Annotated in this window: 17 protein-coding genes; 9 read left to right on the forward strand and 8 right to left on the reverse strand. The window is 60.7% G+C overall.

What is annotated here, in order from left to right; all coding sequences use genetic code 11:
• The first annotated feature begins 127 nt into the window (after positions 1–127).
• The 8 genes from QRN61_RS19205 (at position 128) to cobA (ending at position 11,862) form a co-directional block, all read left to right on the forward strand.
• The gene (locus tag QRN61_RS19205; protein ID WP_285374647.1) at positions 128–1,339 is read left to right on the forward strand and encodes a CmpA/NrtA family ABC transporter substrate-binding protein; all 1,212 of its coding nucleotides are present in this window, start codon (positions 128–130) and stop codon (positions 1,337–1,339) included.
• A gap of 15 nt (positions 1,340–1,354) precedes the next feature.
• Entirely contained in the window at positions 1,355–1,930 is a 576-nt protein-coding gene (locus QRN61_RS19210) for an ANTAR domain-containing response regulator (protein WP_027613283.1), read from the forward strand.
• A gap of 365 nt (positions 1,931–2,295) precedes the next feature.
• Positions 2,296–3,507 carry a nitrate/nitrite transporter gene (locus QRN61_RS19215; RefSeq protein ID WP_027613284.1) on the forward strand — a complete coding sequence of 404 codons (1,212 nt, stop codon included), beginning with the start codon at positions 2,296–2,298 and terminating at the stop codon, positions 3,505–3,507.
• A 7-nt stretch (positions 3,508–3,514) separates the two neighbouring features.
• Complete coding sequence (locus QRN61_RS19220) at positions 3,515–5,185, forward strand: bifunctional protein-serine/threonine kinase/phosphatase (RefSeq protein WP_285374652.1); 1,671 nt, start codon at positions 3,515–3,517, stop codon at positions 5,183–5,185.
• 420 nt (positions 5,186–5,605) lie between these two features.
• Positions 5,606–8,059 carry a nitrite reductase large subunit NirB gene (gene nirB, locus QRN61_RS19225; RefSeq protein ID WP_285374654.1) on the forward strand — a complete coding sequence of 818 codons (2,454 nt, stop codon included), beginning with the start codon at positions 5,606–5,608 and terminating at the stop codon, positions 8,057–8,059.
• Entirely contained in the window at positions 8,056–8,373 is a 318-nt protein-coding gene (gene nirD, locus QRN61_RS19230; protein ID WP_027613287.1) for a nitrite reductase small subunit NirD, read from the forward strand. The genes nirB and nirD overlap by 4 nt, the downstream gene beginning before the upstream one ends.
• The gene (locus tag QRN61_RS19235) at positions 8,373–11,084 is read left to right on the forward strand and encodes a nitrate reductase (protein WP_285374658.1); all 2,712 of its coding nucleotides are present in this window, start codon (positions 8,373–8,375) and stop codon (positions 11,082–11,084) included. Before nirD ends, QRN61_RS19235 begins: the two co-directional genes overlap by 1 nt.
• Positions 11,085–11,097: 13 nt before the next feature.
• Entirely contained in the window at positions 11,098–11,862 is a 765-nt protein-coding gene (gene cobA, locus QRN61_RS19240) for a uroporphyrinogen-III C-methyltransferase (protein WP_285374661.1), read from the forward strand.
• A gap of 62 nt (positions 11,863–11,924) precedes the next feature.
• Here cobA and QRN61_RS19245 read toward each other — a convergent pair whose 3' ends face one another.
• The 8 genes from QRN61_RS19245 to ppsA form a co-directional block, all read right to left on the reverse strand.
• Positions 11,925–12,974 (reverse strand): OmpA family protein, encoded by a 1,050-nt coding sequence (locus QRN61_RS19245; RefSeq protein WP_027613290.1) that lies wholly within the window; start codon positions 12,972–12,974, stop codon positions 11,925–11,927.
• Between the two features lie 107 nt (positions 12,975–13,081).
• Entirely contained in the window at positions 13,082–13,672 is a 591-nt protein-coding gene (gene sigX, locus QRN61_RS19250; protein WP_011333251.1) for an RNA polymerase sigma factor SigX, read from the reverse strand.
• Positions 13,673–13,759: 87 nt separating this feature from the next.
• Entirely contained in the window at positions 13,760–14,584 is an 825-nt protein-coding gene (locus tag QRN61_RS19255; RefSeq protein ID WP_007916401.1) for a mechanosensitive ion channel family protein, read from the reverse strand.
• A 2-nt stretch (positions 14,585–14,586) separates the two neighbouring features.
• Positions 14,587–14,835, reverse strand: coding sequence for a hypothetical protein (locus QRN61_RS19260; RefSeq protein WP_003223293.1), 249 nt, complete (start codon positions 14,833–14,835; stop codon positions 14,587–14,589).
• Positions 14,836–14,898: 63 nt separating this feature from the next.
• Complete coding sequence (cmaX, locus tag QRN61_RS19265; protein ID WP_027613291.1) at positions 14,899–15,894, reverse strand: divalent cation transporter CmaX; 996 nt, start codon at positions 15,892–15,894, stop codon at positions 14,899–14,901.
• 22 nt (positions 15,895–15,916) lie between these two features.
• Positions 15,917–16,408: a ribonuclease E activity regulator RraA gene (rraA, locus tag QRN61_RS19270; protein ID WP_096797093.1), complete on the reverse strand. Its 492-nt coding sequence runs from the start codon at positions 16,406–16,408 to the stop codon at positions 15,917–15,919.
• 226 nt (positions 16,409–16,634) lie between these two features.
• The gene (locus QRN61_RS19275) at positions 16,635–17,624 is read right to left on the reverse strand and encodes an alpha/beta fold hydrolase (RefSeq protein WP_285374674.1); all 990 of its coding nucleotides are present in this window, start codon (positions 17,622–17,624) and stop codon (positions 16,635–16,637) included.
• A 187-nt stretch (positions 17,625–17,811) separates the two neighbouring features.
• On the reverse strand, positions 17,812–20,187 hold the full coding sequence (gene ppsA / locus QRN61_RS19280) for a phosphoenolpyruvate synthase (RefSeq protein ID WP_096797095.1): 2,376 nt from the start codon (positions 20,185–20,187) through the stop codon (positions 17,812–17,814).
• Between the two features lie 174 nt (positions 20,188–20,361).
• Between ppsA and ppsR the strand changes: the two genes are divergently transcribed.
• Positions 20,362–21,180 (forward strand): posphoenolpyruvate synthetase regulatory kinase/phosphorylase PpsR, encoded by an 819-nt coding sequence (ppsR, locus tag QRN61_RS19285; RefSeq protein WP_007960912.1) that lies wholly within the window; start codon positions 20,362–20,364, stop codon positions 21,178–21,180.
• Positions 21,181–21,246: the final 66 nt, after the last annotated feature.

Below are 21,246 nucleotides of genomic sequence, written 5' to 3' on the forward strand. Positions count from 1 at the left end.
TATGCCTTGCACTTTCAGGGTATCAGCCCACAGGCCAATGGCGGCGTGCGGGCACGGACAATGGCGTCGTTCGGAGGTTTTGCCTTAGCAAAGCCTGGGACGGCGTTTTTTTTGAGGGTGGCTTTATATGAGTGATTCGTCCGTCGGGCCGCTGGCCTGGGTCAACGGCAGTGATGCTCCAGAAAAAAGCGTGATCAACCTCGGCTTCATGGCCCTGAGCGATTGCGCTTCGGTAGTCGTGGCCGCGACACAGGGCTTCGCCCAGCCCTACGGCCTGACGATCAACCTCAAGCGCCAGGCGTCCTGGGCGACCTTGCGCGACAAACTGGTCAGCGGTGAGCTGGATGTGGCCCACAGCCTGTACGGGCTGATTTACGCGGTGCACCTGGGCATCGGCGGCGTCGCCCCGAGCGACATGGCGGTGCTGATGGGCCTGAACCAGAACGGCCAGAGCCTCAACCTGTCTCACGGCTTGCAGCAACTGGGCGTGACCAGTCCTGAAGCACTCGATCGGCAGGCGCACCAAACCCGCGCAAAACTGACCTTCGCCCAGACCTTCCCCACCGGCACCCATGCGATGTGGCTTTATTACTGGCTGGCGAGTCAGGGCATTCACCCGTTGCAGGACGTCGACAGCGTAGTGGTACCGCCGCCGCAAATGGTTGCGCATCTGCAAGCCGGGCGTATCGATGGCTTCTGCGTCGGTGAGCCGTGGGCGGCCAGCGCCGTGCAACAGGATCTGGGGTTCACCCTCGCTACCAGCCAGAGCATCTGGCCTGACCACCCGGAAAAAGTCCTTGGCTGCACCCGCGCGTTCGTCGAGCAATACCCCAACACCGCCCGGGCGCTGGTGATGGCGATCCTCGAGGCCAGCCGCTTCATCGAGCAAAACCCGGAAAACCGCCGCAGCACCGCGCAGCTGCTGAGCGCCCCGGAATACCTCGACGCCCCGCTGTCCTGCATCGAACCGCGTTTTCTCGGGGATTACGCCGATGGCCTCGGCAACCGCTGGCAGGACCCGCACGCCTTGCGTTTTCACGGCAACGGCGAGGTGAATCTGCCGTACCTGTCCGACGGCATGTGGTTCATGACCCAATTCCGCCGTTGGGGCCTGTTACGCGAGGATCCCGACTACCTCGCGGTGGCCCGCCAGGTTCAGCAACTGGACATTTACCGCGAAGCAGCCACCGCCGTCGGTGTCGCCGCGTGGGGCAAGGAGATGCGCAGCAGCCAGTTGCTCGATGGCAAAGTCTGGGACGGCAGCGATCCGGCTGGTTACGCCCGCAGTTTCAAGCTGCACGCCCTGAGCGGCAGCGCTGCCCTTCTCGCCCGCCGCTGACAGGAGACCGCCAATATGCTGCGCATTCTGCTGATCAACGACACCGCGAAAAAAGTCGGGCGCCTGAAGGCCGCGCTGACCGAGGCCGGTTTCGAGGTCATCGATGAGTCCGGCCTGACCATCGACCTGCCGGCCCGCGTCGAAACAGTGCGCCCGGACGTGATCCTGATCGATACCGAGTCACCGAGCCGCGATGTCATGGAGCAAGTGGTGCTGGTCAGCCGCGACCAGCCCCGGCCGATCGTGATGTTCACCGACGAACATGACCCGGGGGTGATGCGCCAGGCGATCAAATCCGGGGTCAGTGCCTACATCGTCGAGGGCATTCACGCCCAGCGCCTGCAGCCGATTCTCGATGTGGCCATGGCGCGCTTCGAAAGCGATCAGGCCTTGCGCGCGCAACTGCTGGCCCGCGACCAGCAACTGGCGGAGCGCAAACGCATCGAACTGGCCAAAGGGCTGCTGATGAAAATGAAGGATTGCAACGAAGAAGAGGCCTACACCCTGATGCGCCGCCAGGCCATGAGCCGCCAGCAGAAGCTGATTCAGGTGGCGGAGCAGATCATTGCCATGAGTGAGTTGCTGGGCTGAAGGCCTGCGCTGGCTTTCCCGGCCCCTTCGCGAGCAAGCCCGCTCCCACATTTGGAACGCATTCCCCTGTGAAGCAGGTCGGGGTTCCACTTTGAAATGCATTCCCTGTGGGAGCGGGCTTGCTCGCGAAGGCCGCGACGCCGTTTCACTCATTGGCACAAATCTGGCTAAGTATTCCGCACAGGTAACCAACGGCGGTTGCCCCACCCACGACAAAGACGTCGCTCACCCCGCTCGCCCACATCGGCGAACCAGGTAGCGGCGTTTTTGCGTTTTGGCCCCACAGCCCGGGGCCGGTGGTGCGGCCGTGGCGGCGCGCCACCTGCTGTGACTCCTTTCGAGACTCTTTTCAGCTGAGGTGCGCGATGAATTCAAGCTTCTGGAAATCCGGCCACACCCCGACCCTGTTCGCAGCGTTCCTGTATTTCGACCTGAGCTTCATGGTCTGGTACCTGCTCGGTCCGTTGGCGGTGCAGATCGCCGCCGACCTGCACCTGACCACGCAACAACGTGGTCTGGTGGTGGCGACACCGATTCTCGCCGGCGCGGTGCTGCGCTTTGTGATGGGCATGCTGGCCGATCGTCTGTCGCCGAAAACCGCTGGCCTGATCGGTCAGGTGATCGTGATCTGCGCGCTGTTCGGCGCGTGGAAACTCGGCATCCACAGTTATGAACAGGCGCTGATTCTGGGACTGTTCCTCGGCATGGCCGGTGCTTCGTTTGCTGTGGCCCTGCCGCTGGCCTCGCAATGGTATCCGCCGCAGCATCAGGGCAAGGCCATGGGCATCGCCGGCGCCGGTAACTCCGGCACCGTGTTTGCCGCACTGATTGCCCCGGTGCTGGCTGCGGCGTTCGGCTGGAGCAACGTCTTCGGTTTCGCCCTGATTCCATTGATCCTGACGCTGGTGCTGTTCGCCTGGCTGGCAAAAAACGCCCCGCAGCGGCCCAAGGCCAAAGCCATGGCCGACTACTTCAAAGCCCTCGGCGACCGCGACAGTTGGTGGTTCATGTTTTTCTACAGCGTGACCTTCGGCGGCTTCATCGGCCTGGCCAGCGCCCTGCCCGGCTACTTCAACGACCAATACGGCCTGAGTCCTGTCACGGCGGGTTACTACACCGCTGCCTGCGTGTTCGGTGGCAGCCTGATGCGTCCGCTGGGTGGCGCGTTGGCAGATCGCTTCGGTGGCATCCGCACCTTGTTGGCGATGTACACCGTAGCGGCAATCTGCATCGCCGCCGTCGGTTTCAACCTGCCCAGCTCCTACGCCGCACTGGCGCTGTTCGTCTGCACCATGCTCGGTCTCGGTGCCGGCAACGGCGCGGTGTTCCAGTTGGTGCCGCAACGTTTTCGCCTGGAGATCGGCGTGATGACCGGGCTGATCGGCATGGCCGGCGGCATCGGCGGCTTTGCCCTGGCGGCCGGCATGGGCGCGATCAAGCAAAGCACCGGCAGCTATCAACTGGCGCTGTGGTTGTTCGCCAGCCTCGGCGTGTTGGCGTGGTTCGGTCTGCACGGGGTCAAACGTCGCTGGAGAACCACCTGGGGTTCGGCCGCAGTGACCGCTGCGCGGGTCTGAAGCCTCCATGCCCCTGCAACTGAGCTTTGCCCAGGCCAGCGCCACCGGCCCGCGCGCGGAAAATCAGGACGCAATGCGCCTGGTGACGCCCGCCCCGGCGCTGGCCGCCAGCAAAGGCTATCTGGTCGCCATCGCCGACGGTGTCAGCCAATGCGCCGACGGCGGCCTGGCCGCACGCTCGACCCTGCAAGCACTGGCGCTGGACTACTACGCCACGCCGCAAACCTGGAGCGTGGCCCAGGCGCTGGATCGCCTGCTGCTCGCGCAAAATCGCTGGTTACAGGCCAATGGCGGCGGGCAACCGTTGCTGACCACGGTCAGCGCGCTGGTCCTGCGCGGTCGGCGTTTCACCCTGGCCCACGTCGGCGATTGCCGGGTCTATCGCTGGCAGGCTGACGCTTTGCAGCGGATTTCGCAGGACCATGTCTGGGAGCAGCCGGGCATGCAGCACGTGCTCAAACGCGCGCTGGGGCTGGATCAGCATCTGGTGCTGGATTTTCTCGACGGTGACTTACGCGAGGGCGAATGTTTCGTGCTGCTCAGCGATGGCGTGTGGTCGTCGCTGGGCGATACCGCAATCGCGGCGATTCTGCGCGATCAACCGGATCTCGACAGCGCCGTACGCACGCTGGTCAACGCCGCGCATCTGGCCGGCAGTCAGGATAATGCCAGTGCGCTGCTGGTGCGGGTCGATGCGCTCGGCGAAGCGAACATCGGCGATGCGCTGATTCACTTACAGCAGTGGCCGCTGCCGCCAGCGCTGAAAACCGGGCAGATGTTCGAAGGCTGGCAGGTGCAAGGCGTTGTCGCTCAGAGCCAGCAATCGCTGCTGTATCGAGTGCTGGATGGCCAAGCTCGGGGCTGGTTGTTGAAAACCCTGCCGGCGCGGCTGGCCGATGATCCCAAGGCCGGGCAAGCCTTGCTGTCGGAAGAATGGTTCCTCAAGCGTGTCGCCGGTCGGCATTTTCCTGAAGTCCATGCCGGCACTCAGCGTCAGCATTTGTACTACGTGATGCGCGAATATTCCGGGATGACCCTGGCGCAGCTGTTTCAAAACAGCAACCCGTTGCCGTTTGCGCAGTGGCAGGAGATTGCCGAGCGCTTGCTGCGGGCGGTAGGCCTGCTGCATCGGCGGCAGATTCTGCACCGCGACATCAAGCCGGAAAACCTGCATCTGGGTGACGATGGCGAGTTGCGCCTGCTGGATTTTGGTCTGGCGTACTGCCCCGGTCTGTCCGAAGACACCCCGTCAACGCTGCCGGGAACGCCCAGCTATATCGCCCCGGAAGCCTTTCGCGGCGAGCCACCGAGTGCGCAACAGGATCTGTACGCGGTGGGCGTGACCCTGTTTTTCCTGCTGACCGGGCATTTTCCCTATGGCGAGGTCGAAGCGTTCCAGCGGCCGCGATTCGGCCTGCCGGTGAGTGCTGGTCGCTACCGCCCGGACGTGCCGGAATGGATTGCGCAGAGTCTGGAGCGTGGCGTGGCGGCGGATCCGCAACAGCGCTTTGAAACGGCTGAGGAATGGTTGCTGGTGCTGGAACAAGGTGAGCGGCGCAGTTTGAGTGTGCGACCCAGGCCTTTGCTGGAGCGTGAGCCGTTGACGGTCTGGCGGACGGTGGCGTTGTTGGCCTTGCTGGGGAATCTGGTGCTGCTGGTGGTGTTGTTTCACCGCTGATACCGCGTCGCGCCCTTCGCGAGCAAGCCCGCTCCCACAGGGGATTTGTGAACGACACCGATCCACTGTGGGAGCGAGCCTGCTCGCGAAGAGGCCAGCCCAATCACAACAATTCTGTCTGCCTGAATGCCCCGCGAACGAGCAACCCGCGTCGATTCGGTGCAAAAAATCCCCGTCTATAACCGCTTTCGCCTAATAAACACGCCATTCTCCCACTTGGCACAACCACTGCATTACCCGTTTCACCATACATAAAGCCCAACCTTCAACGACGAAGGCTGCGCTTCCCGAGAGAACGGGACCAGGACAAAGGCGTCCTCGCTAGGCAACTAGCGGGACGCCTTTTTTTGTTTGCGCAACATTTGTCGAGCACGGCCTGACTGCCCACAAGAGGCCAGCCACCGCTCCCCGGAGAACCTGATGAAAAAACTCAAACTGGTGATGATCGGCAATGGCATGGCTGGGGTTCGCACCCTGGAAGAACTGCTCAAGCTGAGCAACGAGCTGTACGACATCACGGTCTTCGGTGCCGAACCGCACACCAACTACAACCGCATCCTGCTGTCGCCGGTGCTGGCCGGTGAACAGACCTTCGAAGAGATCGTGCTCAACGACCTCGACTGGTACCTGGAAAACCACATCAAATTGCTGCTTAACCGCAAGGTGGTGCAGATCGACCGGGTTAAACGCCGGGTGATCGCCGAGGACGGCACCGAGGCTGAGTATGATCGCCTGCTGATCGCCACCGGCTCGACGCCGTTCATCCTGCCGATTCCGGGCAATGACTTGCAGGGTGTGATCGGCTACCGCGACATCGCCGACACCCAGGCGATGATCGACACCGCCAAAACCCACAAACACGCGGTGGTCATCGGCGGCGGCCTGCTCGGCCTCGAAGCCGCCAACGGCCTGATGCTGCGCGGCATGCACGTCACCGTGGTGCACATCGGCGAATGGCTGCTGGAGCGACAACTGGACAAGACCAGCGGCCAACTGCTGCAAACGGCGCTCGAAGCCCGTGGCCTGCATTTTCGCCTGTGCGAACAGACCCAGGCCCTGCACGACGCAGGCAACGGCCGGGTCGGCTCGGTACAGTTCAAGAACGGCGAGATCATCCCCGCCGATCTGGTGGTGATGGCCGCCGGTATCCGCCCCAATACCGAACTGGCGGAACGCGCCGGCATCCCCTGCAATCGCGGGATTCTGGTCAACGACACCCTGCAGACCTACGATCCGCGCATCTATGCCATCGGCGAGTGCGCCAGCCATCGCGGCATCGCCTATGGCCTAGTGGCGCCGCTGTTCGAACAGGCCAAAGTCTGCGCCAATCACCTCGCACAACTGGGTTTCGCCCGCTATCAGGGTTCGGTGACCTCGACCAAATTGAAAGTCACCGGCATCGACCTGTTTTCCGCCGGTGATTTCATGGGCGGCGAAGGCACCGAAACCATCACCCTCTCCGACCCGATCGGCGGCGTGTACAAAAAACTGGTGATCAAGGATGACGTGCTGGTCGGCGCCTGTCTGTACGGCGATACGGCAGATGGCGGTTGGTATTTCCGGCAGATTCGTGAGAATCACGCCATCGGCGAGATCCGCGATCACCTGATGTTTGGTGAAAATTCTATCGGCGACGTAGGACATCAGGGCCAGGACAAAGCCATGAGCATGGCCGACACTGCCGAAGTCTGCGGCTGCAACGGCGTGTGCAAAGGCACCATCGTCAAGGCGATTCAGGAACACGGTCTGTTCAGCGTCGATGACGTGAAGAAGCACACCAAGGCTGCCAGTTCCTGCGGCTCCTGCGCCGGGCTGGTCGAGCAGATCCTGATCAACACCGTCGGCGGCGCGGCGGACGTCAAACCGAAAAGCGAAAAAGCCATCTGCGGTTGCAGCGACCTCAACCACGGGCAGATCCGCCAGGCGATCCGCGAACAGCATCTGCTGACCATCGCCGGCACCATGAGCTACCTCAACTGGCGCACCCCGAACGGCTGTGCCACCTGCCGGCCGGCGCTGAACTACTACCTGATTTCCACCTGGCCCGGCGAAGCCAGGGACGATCCGCAATCGCGCCTGATCAACGAACGCGCCCACGCCAACATTCAGAAGGACGGCACCTATTCGGTGGTGCCACGGATGTGGGGCGGCGTGACCAACCCTTCGGAACTGCGCCGCATCGCCGACGTGGCCGACAAATACAACGTACCGATGGTCAAGGTCACCGGCGGTCAGCGCATCGACCTGCTGGGGATCAAGAAGCAGGACTTGCCGGGCGTCTGGAAAGACCTCGACATGCCCTCCGGCCACGCCTACGGCAAATCCATCCGCACTGTGAAAACCTGCGTCGGCAGCGAGTTCTGCCGCTTCGGCACGCAGAACTCGACGCAGTTGGGTATCGAGCTTGAGCACGACCTGTTCAACATGTGGTCGCCGCACAAAGTGAAACTCGCTGTCTCCGGATGCCCACGCAACTGCTCGGAAGCGGGGATCAAGGACGTAGGAATCATCGGTGTCGACTCCGGCTGGGAGATGTACATCGGCGGCAACGGCGGGATCAAGACCGAAGTCGCCGAGTTCTTCGTCAAGCTGAAAACCGCCGAGGAAGTTCGTGAATACAACGGCGCGTTCCTGCAGCTGTATCGCGAAGAAGCCTTTTACCTCGAACGCACCGTGCACTACCTGCAACGGGTCGGCATGGAGCACATCAAGCAGGCCGTGCTTGAAGATCCGGAGCGGCGCAAGGCCCTGAACGAGCGTCTGCAGTTCTCCCTGTCGTTCGAACAGGACCCGTGGAAAGAGCGTCTGGCGCAGCCGCAACTCAAGAAAGAATTCGAGGTGATCCCCGTGAAAAACCTGGAGGTGCCGGCATGAATTGGCTCGATATCTGTGCCCTGGAAGAGATCAATGCCCTCGGTTCGCGGATCATTGCCGGGCCGAAAGGCGACATCGCGATTTTTCGTACAAGCGACGACGAAGTTTTCGCCCTAGACGATCGCTGCCCGCACAAGGGCGGGCCGTTGTCACAGGGTTTGATCTACGGCAAACGTGTGGCGTGCCCGCTGCACAACTGGCAGATCGACCTGCAAACCGGCGAGGCTCAGGCCCCGGACATCGGCTGCGCGCACCATCATCCGGCCCGGGTCGAAAACGGCCGCGTGCAGCTGGCACTGCGGGATGCGGTCTGATGAACCGCCAGACGACCGCCTCGACCTGCTGTTATTGCGGCGTCGGCTGCGGCGTGCTGATCGAGCATGACGGCGAGCGCATTCTCGGTGTCAGCGGCGATCCGGCGCATCCGGCCAACTTCGGCAAATTGTGCAGCAAAGGCTCGACCCTGCACCTGACCGGCGACCTGGCCGCCCGGGCGCTGTATCCGGAACTGCGTCTGGGCAAAGGCCTGGCACGCAGCCGTTGCGACTGGGATACGGCGCTGGATCACGCGACCCAGGTCTTTGCCGAGACCATCGCCGAACACGGCCCGGACAGCGTGGCGTTTTACATCTCCGGCCAGTTGCTGACCGAGGACTACTACGCCTTCAACAAATTGGCGCGAGCACTGGTCGGGACCAACAACATCGACAGCAATTCCCGACTGTGCATGTCGTCAGCGGTGGTCGGTTACAAGCGCAGCCTCGGCGCCGATGCGCCGCCGTGCAGCTATGAAGATCTGGAGCTCAGCGATTGCGTGATGATCGCCGGCAGTAACATGGCCTACGCCCACCCGGTTCTTTTCCGACGCCTTGAAGAGGCAAAATCGCGCCGACCGCAGATGAAGGTCATCGTCATCGATCCCCGACGCACCGACACCTGTGAGTTGGCGGACCTGCATCTGGCGATTTTGCCCGGCACCGATGTCGCTCTGTTCCATGGGATTTTGCATCTGCTGCTGTGGGAAGACTGGATCGACCGCGACTTCATCAAGGCGCACACCGACGGTTTGCCTGAACTGAAAAATCGGGTGCGCGATTACACCCCGCAAATGGTCGCGCAACTGTGCGGGATCAGTGTCGAGCAATTGCAGCAGTGCGCGGAATGGGTGGGCACGGCGCCAAGTTTCCTGTCGCTGTGGTGCATGGGCCTGAATCAGTCCACCGCTGGCAGCGCGAAAAACAGCGCGCTGATCAATCTGCACCTGGCCACCGGGCAGATCGGCCGGCCAGGCGCAGGACCTTTCTCGCTGACCGGTCAGCCAAATGCCATGGGCGGGCGGGAAACCGGCAGCCTGTCCAATTTGCTGCCCGGTCACCGGGAGGCAGCCAACCCCGAACACCGCGCCGAAGTGGCAGCCTATTGGGGCGTCGATCAACTGCCTGAAAACATTGGACTGAGCGCCATCGAGCTGTTCGAGCGGATGCGCAGCGGCCAGATCAAGGCACTGTGGATTGCCTGCACCAACCCCGCACAGTCCATGCCCGATCAACACGCGGTTCGCGAGGCGCTGCAGGCCTGCCCGTTCGTGGTGTTGCAAGAAGCCTTCCGCACCACCGAAACCGCCGCCTTCGCCGACCTGTTGTTACCCGCTGCCAGTTGGGGCGAAAAGGAAGGCTCGGTGACCAACTCCGAACGGCGCATTTCCCACGTGCGCCAGGCCATTCTCCCACCCGGTGAAGCGCGGCCGGACTGGGCGATCACCGTGGATTTCGCACAACGGCTGGAGCAACGTCTGCGTCCGCAACAACCAAGCCTGTTTGCTTTCGAGCATCCGGCGCAGTTGTTCGACGAATACAAGCAACTGACCCGTGGACGCGATCTGGACCTGTCGGGCATCAGCCATCAATTGATCGATGAACTGGGACCGCAGCAGTGGCCCTTCCCCACCGGCGCCCGACAAGGCACCGCGCGTTTGTATGGCGACGGGATTTTTCCCACGGCCAACGGTCGTGCGCAGTTTGTTGCCGATCCTTATCGTGCGGCCAAAGAACAACGCGATGCACGGTTTCCGCTGACCCTGATCACCGGGCGTCTGCGCGATCAATGGCACGGCATGAGCCGCACCGGCACCGCAGCGCAATTGTTCGGGCATGTCAGCGAAGCGCTGTTGAGCCTGCATCCGGACGAAATGCGCCGTCATCGTTTGCAGCCGGGAGATCTGGTCAATCTGAAGAGTCGACGCGGTGCGGTGATTGTGGCTGTCGGCAGCGACGACGGCGTGCGTCCGGGTCAGGCTTTTTTGCCGATGCACTGGGGCGAGCGCTTTCTCAAGGGCGGAGTAAACAGCCTGACCCTGGCGGCCTTCGACTCGCTGTCGAAGCAGCCCGAACTCAAGCACAGCGGCGTGCGTCTGGAACCGGTGAATCTGCCATGGCAGCTCTTCGCACTCATCGAGGGCGATGTTCAACGGCATTTCGAGACACTACGCCCCCTGTGTGAGGCGTTTTCCTACGTCAGCCTCAGCCTTGCCGGACGTGAACGGCCCGCGCTGCTGATACGCGCTGCCAACGCCACGGCGCCGGAGCCGCAACTGCTGCGCGATATCGATCAGTGTCTGGCGCTGCTCGACGGGCCGGTACTGGCCTACGACGACGCGCGTCGAGCCATCGGCAAACGGGTACGCATCGAAAACGGCCGAATCACCGCGATCCGCCTGGCCGGCGAAACCCTGGCCCGGCATTGGCTGCAGGGGCTATGGCTGGAGGGCCGCGCCGATGAACAACTGCGACGCTGGCTGCTGGCGCCGATGAGTGCGCCGCCGGGCAGTGCCAGTTTGCAGGCCAATCCGGGAAAAACCCTATGCAACTGCCAAAACGTCAGCCACCGCGCGGTGTGTGCCGGGATTCGCCAGGGTCTCGATCTGCAAGGCCTCAAACAACAACTGGGATGCGGCACGCAATGCGGTTCGTGCGTCCCGGAAATCAAACGATTGCTGGCGGCCGATCTGCAGCCGGTATCCAGCTGATAAGGAAAACACCATGAATGCAAAAGTCTGGCTGGTGGGTGCAGGTCCCGGTGATCCCGAACTGCTGACGCTCAAAGCGGTGCGCGCATTGCGTGAAGCGCAGGTGGTGTTGATTGACGATCTGGTCAATGCCGCGGTGCTGGAGCATTGCCCCACCGCGCGAATCATTGCCGTGGGCAAACGCGGCGGCTGTCGCTCGACACCGCAGGCGTTCATCCATCGGCTGATGTTGCGTTATGCGCGCCAAGGCAACTGCGTGGTGCGGCTCAAGGGCGGTGACCCGTGCATTTTCGGTCGTGGCGGCGAAGAGGCGCAGTGGTTACGCGAACGTGGGATTGAGGTCGAGTTGGTCAACGGTATTACCGCCGGACTCGCCGGCGCGACGCAATGCGATATTCCGCTGACGTTGCGCGGTGTGGCGCGCGGGGTGACGCTGGTGACCGCGCACACCCAGGACGGCAGTCAATTGAACTGGCAGGCGTTGGCGCGAGGTGGGACGACACTGGTGATTTACATGGGGGTGGCCAAGCTTGGCGAGATTCGCGATCAGCTATTGGCCGGCGGGATGGCGGCAGATACGCCGGTGGCGATGATCGAGAATGCCTCTCTGCCAGAACAGCGTGAGTGCCGCACTGATCTGATGAGCATGAGTGACGACGCCTGCCGGTTTGAGCTCAAGAGCCCGGCCATACTCGTCATCGGCGCAGTGGCTGCCATTGCAGAGCAAAGGATCGCAGTCTCCGGCAGCTCCCCCATGGGAACTGTGTACGCCCTGTAAAGCCAAATCGCAGGCAAAGAAAAGCCCGGCCTGAGCCGGGCTTTTCTCGTAGCGGCAGCTAATTACTTAGCTTGAGCTTCAACCTGCGCTTCTACGCGACGGTTAACAGCACGGCCAGCTTCAGTTTTGTTGTCAGCAACTGGGCGGGATTCGCCGTAGCCGATCGACTGAACGCGGGACGACTCAACACCGTACTGCTGGGTCAGAACCTGCTTAACGGCGTTTGCACGACGCTCGGACAGTTTCTGGTTGTAAGCGTCAGGACCGACGGAGTCAGTGTGACCTTCAACAGTGGTGTGAGTGGCTGGGTACTGCTTCATGAAGTCAGCCAGGTTCTTGATGTCAGCGTAGCTGTTTGGCTTGACGACCGACTTGTCGAAGTCGAACTTCACGTCCAGCTCTACACGAACAACTTCAGCAACTGCTGGGCAGCCATCAGCGTCAACAGTTACGTTGGCTGGGGTGTCCGGGCACTTGTCAACGTTGTCGCAAACGCCATCGTTGTCGCTGTCGGAGCAGACTTCAGCCGGAGCTGGAACTGGAGCAGCAGCTGGCTTGCCGCCGCCACCGAAGTTCACACCCAGACCAACCGATGGAGCGTAGTCCCAACGGCCGTTGTCCAGTTTGTAGTCAGCTTCTACGCCAGCACGGGCGAAGAAGTTTTCAGCGAAGTAGTACTTAACGCCAGCGCCAGCAGTCAGGAAAGTCGACTGGTCGCGACCGGTGTGGCCGTCAGCAGCTACGTTGGTCAGGTTGCCGTGCTTGACACCACCTTCAACGTAAGGACGCAGAGCGTCGCCAGCGTTGTTGAAGTGGTACTGAGCGGTCAGACCGAAGTTGTCACCGCGCAGTTTCTGGCTACCGGTACCGTCGTTCGAACGGGTGTGGTTGTTACGATCCCAGCCGAAGTTGATCGAGACGTCGTCGGTCAGGAAGTAACCGATTTTGGCGCCTGGGTTGAAGCCGTCTTCGACATGATCAATGCTGTCGTTGTACTGCTTCTTGTAGTTGATCTCGCCTTCAACTGCGCCTTGGCCTTGTGCCAGTGCGCCGAACGAAGTAGCGGCAATAAGAGAACCAATGGCCAAGCCCAAGGTGTTTTTCAGTTTCATCCGTTAAATCCCCATCTGGTGATTGTGAAGCAGTCCCGCAAACCGGGGGACAACTCGGCGGCAAGTCTATCAGAACTTGCCTACACGTAAGAGATATTTGCGCTGAACTAAGTTTCAGCAATGCCTGCAAATTTCTCACGCAATTTGTCTAGAGCACGTTTGTACCGCATTTTTGTCGCACTCAAACCCATGTGCATGATGTCTGCGATCTCCTGAAACTCCAGCTCTGCGACAAATCGTAGCACCAGAATTTCACGGTCAATCGGGTTCACATACACCAGCCAGCGATCGAGTCCGCCCTTCTCCTCGGGTTTCGGCGCCTTTTCTTCCGACGCTTCTTCCAGCGGGTCCAGACTCAAGGCGTCCATCAAGCGACGCTTTCGCCGTTCCTTCCGATACTGCGTGATGCATTCGTTATACGTGATGCTGTAGAGCCAGGTTTTGAACTTCGATTTCCCCTCGAAGTTCTTCAGGCCGTACAACACCTTAAGCATCACTTCCTGACAGACATCGTCTGCGTCGCGATCGTTCCCAAGATATCTCGCACAAACGTTAAATAATGTTCGCTGGTAACGCCGCATCAGCTCTTCATAGGCGCGCGTCACGTGAAACAGCTCGGTATGCGAGCGCGCGACCAACTCCTCATCAGAGAGCTCACGGGGGTCATAGCGCGTGGATAGCGTTTGGGCTTTATTCAAAACAAGTCGTGCCGACAGTCAGGTCAATGTCCGCCGCACCCCTCTCAGGGCATTTTGCGGCGGCATACATTAGCAGGGTTTGCCGGGTTAGCGGCTACTCACATGCTGTTCCAGCAGGATCCGATTGGAGAGTGAGACTAGCTCACCCTCATCGGTCAGCAATGTGGTTTTAACCGTGCCGATCTCTTCGATCTGGCCTTCGACCTCGCCAACACGCACTTGTTGCCCAACCTGATACAACTCACGCACATAGATTCCCGCAAGAATCTGACCGGCAATTTCCCGGCTTCCCAAACCCATGGCCAGCGCAACAGCCAGACCAACGGTAATCAATACGATGACAATTACATGGTTCAGCAGGTCAGTCTTGACCTCAAGCTGGCTGATTGCGACCGAGATACTGATGATGATCACCAGCCCCTGGGCGATTCGGCCCAAACCCGAAGCGTAGTCCAGCCCTACGCCTTCTGCCGCTCCGCGCACCAGGCCGTTGGCCAATTGCGCGAGCAAAACACCGACCAGCAACACCAGCGCGGCGCCGAAAACTTTCGGCAAATACAACGCCAGCATGTCCAGCGTAGCTGAAACTCGCTCAAGTCCAAGGGACTCTGCTGCAGAAACCAGGAAAATCAGCAGAACGAACCAGTAAACAATCTTCCCGATCAAGGTTGAGATCGGCACTTGCAGGCCGGCCCGCGACATCAACTTGGTCAGACCGGTGCCGCCCATCAGGCGATCAAGGCCCAGTTTGGCGAGCAATTTGGACAGCAAGGTATCAAGCAGCTTGGCCACCACGAAGCCCAACAGCAGCACCACCAGTGCGCCGAACAGGTTCGGGATGAAGTTGGCGACTTTGGTCCACAACGCAGTCATTGCAGTGACGAGGCTCTGAGTCCAGAGATCAAGTTCCATATTCAATCAGCCTTATCAGCAGTGCGTGCAGTAGTTTTACGAAGACGGGAAACCGGCGAGACGTGGGCCGATCCGTTATTCAGGGCGATCATCAGCGCGGGCAGCCAGCGGCCCAGCAGGCTGAACAGATCACCGGCGCCCACCTGGCGGTTGGCGGTTTTGAGTACGCGACCCAGGCATGCGTCGTCGTCACGGCTGGACGGCGAGGCGTTGAGCATGTCGCGCAAAGACTGTTCAAACGGATCGTGCATACGCACCTCTCGTGATGTCTGTGAAAGACGCGGGCAAATTTGGTCGGGTCACATGTTGCATATTCACACCCAGCGCAAACGGCGGAATAACCACCATTGGCCGAAGGCCATGGCCAGCACCGTCAGACAGGCAATCAGGAAACCATAGGGGCTGCTCGAGAACGGAATGCCGCCCACATTGATGCCCAGCAGGCCGGTGAGAAAACTCATCGGCAAAAAGATGCAGGTGATGATGCCGAAGCGGTACATCGTGCGATTCATGCGCACGTTCAAACGCCGGTCTTCGGCCTCCAGCACAAGCCCCATGCGCTCTCGGGTCAATTCCAGCTCTTCGAGATAGCGCGTCAGGCTGTTGTTTAATTCGTTCCAGTAGTCAGCGTCATCGTCGACAAACCACGGCAGTTTTATCCGGGTCAGTTGTCCGAAAATATCCCGCTGCGGTGCCAGAAAACGCTTCAGTCCGGCCGCCCGGCGGCGGATGTGCAAAATCGAGCCATGCTCGGGGGTATACCGTTCGTCGGCATCCAGTTTTTCTTCCTCTTCATCGACCAGTTCCGACAGGCAGGTGACCAGATCCTGTACCTTGTTGGTGAGGAATTGCGCCAGATACAGGATCAGTTCAGATGAGGTTTTCGGGCCTTTGCCTTCGCTTAGCAGCGCCAGCAGCTCATCGGTGGCACGCAGCGGACGCAAACGCAGCGAGATGACCCGTTGCGCCGACGCGAAAATCCGCACCGAGACCATGTCTTCCGGCTCGGCGCCGGGGTTGAGGTTGACCCCGCGCAGAAACAGCAGAAGTTCAGCATCCGGCAACGGCAACAGGCGTGGCCGGGTGTTCTCTTCCAGCAGCAGGTCGCAGGCAAATTCATTCAGGCCGCTGGATTTGCGCAGCCAGGTCTGGGTTTGCGGATGGCTGCGATCCCAATGCAACCACAGGCTCTCATGGGCCTGCAGTTGCAGATCGTCGAGCTCAGTCCGGGCAATCGAACGCGCACCGCCTTTACCGTCCAGCACCAGGGCATGCACCAGCCCCCACTGCGCGTTTTCTTCCTCGAACATCCGCATCCCTTTGTCGAAAAACTTATTCAGGCATCTGCAGCGGACTTGGCGAAACGATCACGCCGTTGTTGTCCGCATAGATGTATTGGCCCGGATGGAACGTCACGCCGGCGAAAGTCACCGGTACGTTGAGATCGCCGATACCGCGCTTTTCGGTTTTCATCGGATGGCTGGCCAACGCCTGAACGCCGAGATCGGTCTGGGCAATAACGTCGACGTCACGGATACAACCGTAGATGACCATCCCTTCCCAGCCGTTTTTCGCGGCTTTCTCGGCGATCATGTCGCCCAGCAGCGCGCGACGCAGCGAACCGCCGCCATCGACCACCAGCACCTTGCCGTTACCCTTGAGTTCGGCTTGCTCTTTGACCAGCGAGTTGTCTTCGAAACATTTGATGGTCACGATTTCGCCGCCGAAGGAATCACGGCCGCCGAAATTGCTGAACATCGGTTCCAGCACCTGCACCAGCTCCGGATAGGCGTCGCACAGGTCAGGCGTGAGGTAATGGTTCATCGAAAAACTCCTGTAAAAAGGAAGACGATCAAGGATGTCGCACTCTTTTGAAACGAGTCCCGGCGGTCGCTGTTTACCTTAGTTCATGCAATGCTCGCTGAATGAACCTGAACAAACGCTGAAACGTAATAGCTAAACACCCACCAAATATGACCAGAACCGCACAATGCGTCATATCTTAGCCGCAAGCCGACCTGAACGAAATGCCCTTTTCAGAGCCCCGGACTCAGACCGCAGCGGCAAGATCCGGCTTGTCGCCGAGCAACGGCGTCTGCTGATCATTAAGCCAGCGCGCCACCAGCGGCCAGACCTCGGCCTGCGCCGCCTTGCTCACCAGCATCTCGACATGCCCGAAGTTGTCGCTGAAACCCTGCTCGCGCCCCAGATTGACGAACTGTTTGTGCTCGGAGCCGATCTGCTCGAACAGTTTGCGACAGGCCCATGCCGGATCCTGATGATCGCCCGCCGCGGTCACTGCCAGCACCGGCACCTGAACCTCGGCCAGGCCGACCCACCAGTCCTTGTCCTTGTCGCCAAAACGCCCGAACAAGCCGTACCAGCGCATGCTTTCCAGCGCCAGCCCGATCGGCTCGTCTTCCGGGCCGCGCTTGAGGCGTGAGCCGGACAACTGTGCGAAACGCTTGAGAATGAAGCGCCCGCTCCACTCCACCGGTGGAATCTTCAGCGGCCAGTACGTGCGGCTGACCTGCGTGCCGAAAAACGCCGCCGAGGCCACGGCCGGCTCGCCGAGGTATTCGCCACCCAGCGCCGCCGCCAGCGTGATGCCGCCCAGCGAATGGCCGATCCAGTGCGGAACCTGCCCGCTCTGCTCGCGGACGAACGCGGCAATCGCCGGCAGATCGTAACGGGCGTAGTCGGCCACGCGGTTGCGCCGGTAGTCCTCGTTGCGCTGCGACAGGCCGTGACCGCGCATCTCCGGGACCCACACGTCGAAGCCCAGGCGCGTCAGGTACGCACCCAACCCGAGGCCCTTGGGGGAAAACCAGAAGCGCCGATTGGAAAAACTGCCGTGCAACAAAATCACCGGCACGCCGCACGGTGTCGTATCGTCGGCCATGCCCAAACGGGTCACGGCGATTTCCACGGACCAGTCGGGACTGTTGCCGGGTTTGAGTCGATACACGTCTTCGCTCAGATCACCGCGTCGTTCGGCGCTGATCAGGGCGACAGGAAACAGGTTGCTGCTGCTTTGCATAATGCTCTTGCACAAAAAAGGGCGGCATCTACAGGAGCCCGCCCTACTTCAATCTCAAAGCCCCCAACCTTTGTGGGAGCGGGCTTGCTCGCGAAAGCGGTGTATCAGCCAACATTTGTGGCGGATCTTATTCCGTCTTCGCGAGCAAGCCCGCTCCCACAGGGGAGGATGGCCGTTCACATATGGATCAAGCCTGGGCCTGGCCTTCGGCGAGGAAGAACCAGGTTTCCAGCACGGAGTCCGGGTTCAGCGACACGCTTTCGATGCCCTGCTCCATCAGCCATTTGGCCAGATCCGGGTGGTCCGAAGGGCCCTGACCGCAGATGCCGATGTATTTGCCGGCCTTGTTGCACGCGGCAATCGCGTTGGCCAACAGCTTCTTGACCGCCGGATTACGCTCGTCGAACAGGTGCGCGATGATCCCGGAGTCACGGTCCAGGCCCAGGGTCAGCTGAGTCAGGTCGTTGGAACCGATCGAGAAACCGTCGAAGAATTCGAGGAATTCTTCAGCCAGGATCGCGTTGGATGGCAGTTCGCACATCATGATCACGCGCAGGCCGTTGTCGCCACGGGCCAGGCCGTTTTCGGCGAGCAGATCGACTACCTGACTGGCTTCGCCGAGGGTACGGACGAACGGCACCATGATTTCGACGTTGGTCAGGCCCATCTCGTTGCGCACGCGTTTCAACGCGCGGCATTCGAGTTCGAAGCAGTCACGGAACGATTCGCTGATGTAACGTGAAGCGCCACGGAAGCCGAGCATCGGGTTTTCTTCTTCCGGCTCGTACAACTTGCCGCCGATCAGGTTCGCGTATTCGTTGGACTTGAAGTCCGACAGACGCACGATGACCTTCTTCGGCCAGAACGCTGCCGCGAGGGTGCTGATGCCTTCCACCAGTTTTTCGACGTAGAAACCGACCGGATCGTTGTAGCCGGCGATGCGCTTGTCGACGCTGTCCTTGATTTCCTGCGGCAGGCCGTCGTAGTTCAACAGCGCTTTCGGGTGTACGCCGATCATGCGGTTGATGATGAATTCCAGACGGGCCAGGCCGACACCGGCGTTCGGCAGCTGCGCGAAATCGAAGGCGCGGTCCGGGTTGCCGACGTTCATCATGATCTTGAACGGCAACTCCGGCATGGCGTCGACGGAGTTCTTCTTGACGTCGAAGCCCAGCTCGCCTTCGAAGATGTAACCGGTGTCGCCTTCGGCGCAGGACACGGTCACACCCTGACCATCTTTCAACAGTTGGGTGGCGTTGCCGCAGCCCACGACCGCTGGAATCCCCAGTTCACGGGCGATGATCGCCGCGTGGCAGGTACGGCCGCCACGGTTGGTGACGATGGCGCTGGCGCGTTTCATCACCGGTTCCCAGTCCGGGTCGGTCATGTCGGAGACCAGCACGTCGCCGGCCTGGACTTTGTCCATTTCCGAGACGTCCTTGATGATCCGCACTTTGCCGGCGCCGATGCGCTGGCCGATGGCACGACCTTCCACCAGCACGGTGCCGGTTTCTTTCAACAGGTAACGTTCCATGACGTTGGCCTGGGTGCGGCTTTTCACGGTTTCCGGACGGGCCTGCACGATGTACAGCTTGCCGTCGTCACCGTCTTTGGCCCACTCGATGTCCATCGGGCAGCCGTAGTGCTTCTCGATGATCATCGCCTGCTTGGCCAGCTCGCTGACTTCGGCGTCGGTCAGGCAGAAACGCGCGCGTTCGGCCTTGTCGACATCGACGGTCTTCACCGAACGACCGGCCTTGGCCTCGTCGCCGTAGATCATCTTGATGGCTTTGCTGCCGAGGTTGCGGCGCAGGATCGCCGGGCGACCGGCTTCCAGGGTGCCTTTGTGCACATAGAACTCATCCGGGTTCACCGCGCCTTGAACAACGGTTTCGCCCAGACCGTAGGCGCCGGTGATGAACACCACGTCACGGAAACCGGATTCGGTATCGAGGGTGAACATCACGCCGGCGGTACCGGTTTCCGAACGCACCATGCGCTGCACGCCAGCCGACAGGGCGACCAGTTTGTGGTCGAAGCCCTGGTGCACGCGGTAGGAAATCGCCCGGTCGTTGAACAGCGAAGCGAACACCTCTTTGGCGGCGCGGATAACGTTTTCCACGCCACGGATGTTCAGGAAGGTTTCCTGCTGACCGGCGAACGAAGCATCCGGCAAGTCTTCGGCGGTGGCGGAAGAACGCACGGCCACGGCCACGTCAGGGTTGCCGGCCGACAGCGCGGCGAACGCGGTGCGGATCTCGGTATTGAGTTTTTCAGGGAATTCGGCGTCCATGATCCATTGACGGATCTGCGCACCGGTCTTGGCCAGTGCATTGACGTCATCGACGTCCAGGGCGTCGAGAGCCTTGTGGATCTGATCGTTGAGGCCGCTCAGCTCGAGAAAGTCGCGATAGGCCTGCGCGGTGGTGGCAAAGCCGCCGGGGACCGACACACCGGCACCCGCCAGGTTGCTGATCATCTCGCCCAGGGATGCGTTCTTGCCCCCCACATGCTCAACATCGTGTTTGCCGAGCTTATCGAGGGAAACTACGTACTCTACCAAGGTGATCTCTCCACTAACTGTGTTGGAAAAGCTCAGAAACCGGCGGCTCGGGGGAGCGTTGGCCGGCTGTATGGCCTGGACCTGGAAAATAAGTGAGAATGCGGGCCAATGGCGGCCGGCAAATCGCGCCTATCATATCCAGAAATACTCTTTAGCTTAAGGCCCAAGGTGCAAATGAAACGATCTGCTTTCTTTATCTCCGATGGCACCGGCATTACCGCCGAAACCCTGGGTCAAAGCCTTCTGGCGCAGTTCGAAAACATTACCTTCACCAAGCTCACGCGGCCGTATATCGACAACGCGGACAAAGCGCGGGCCATGGTACAACAAATCAACAAAGCCGCCGAAACCGACGGCTTCCGTCCGATCATCTTCGACACCATCGTCAATCAGGACATCCGTGAGATTCTCGCAACGTCCAATGGTTTCATGATCGACATTTTCTCGACCTTCCTCGCCCCGCTCGAACAGGAACTGACCGAGCATTCTTCCTACACCGTCGGCAAATCGCACTCGATCGGGCATAACTCCAATTACATGGAGCGCATCGAGGCGGTGAACTTCGCCCTCGACAACGATGACGGCGCGCGCACCCACTATTACGACAAGGCCGATCTGATACTAGTGGGCGTGTCGCGTTGTGGTAAGACGCCGACGTGTCTGTACATGGCGATGCAGTTCGGCATCCGTGCGGCCAACTACCCGCTGACCGAAGACGACATGGAGCGTCTGACCCTGCCGACCGCCCTGCGCGCCCATCAGCACAAGCTGTTCGGCCTGACCATCGACCCCGACCGCCTCACCGCGATCCGCAACGAGCGCAAGCCCAACAGCCGCTATTCGAGCTACGCCCAGTGCGAATTCGAAGTGCGCGAAGTGGAAAACCTGTTCCGCCGCGAGAACATCCCGCACATCAACTCCACGCATTTTTCGGTGGAAGAGATTTCGGCGAAGATTCTGGTGGAGAAAGGTGTGGAGCGGCGTTTCAAATAGATTGGCGGCGTCTGCTTTGGCGCCTTCGCGAGCAAGCTCGCTCCCACAGGGTTTCAGAGTGTTGGT

Source organism: Pseudomonas sp. lyk4-TYG-107 (genome assembly GCF_030209055.1).
GTDB lineage: Bacteria > Pseudomonadota > Gammaproteobacteria > Pseudomonadales > Pseudomonadaceae > Aquipseudomonas > Aquipseudomonas putida_A.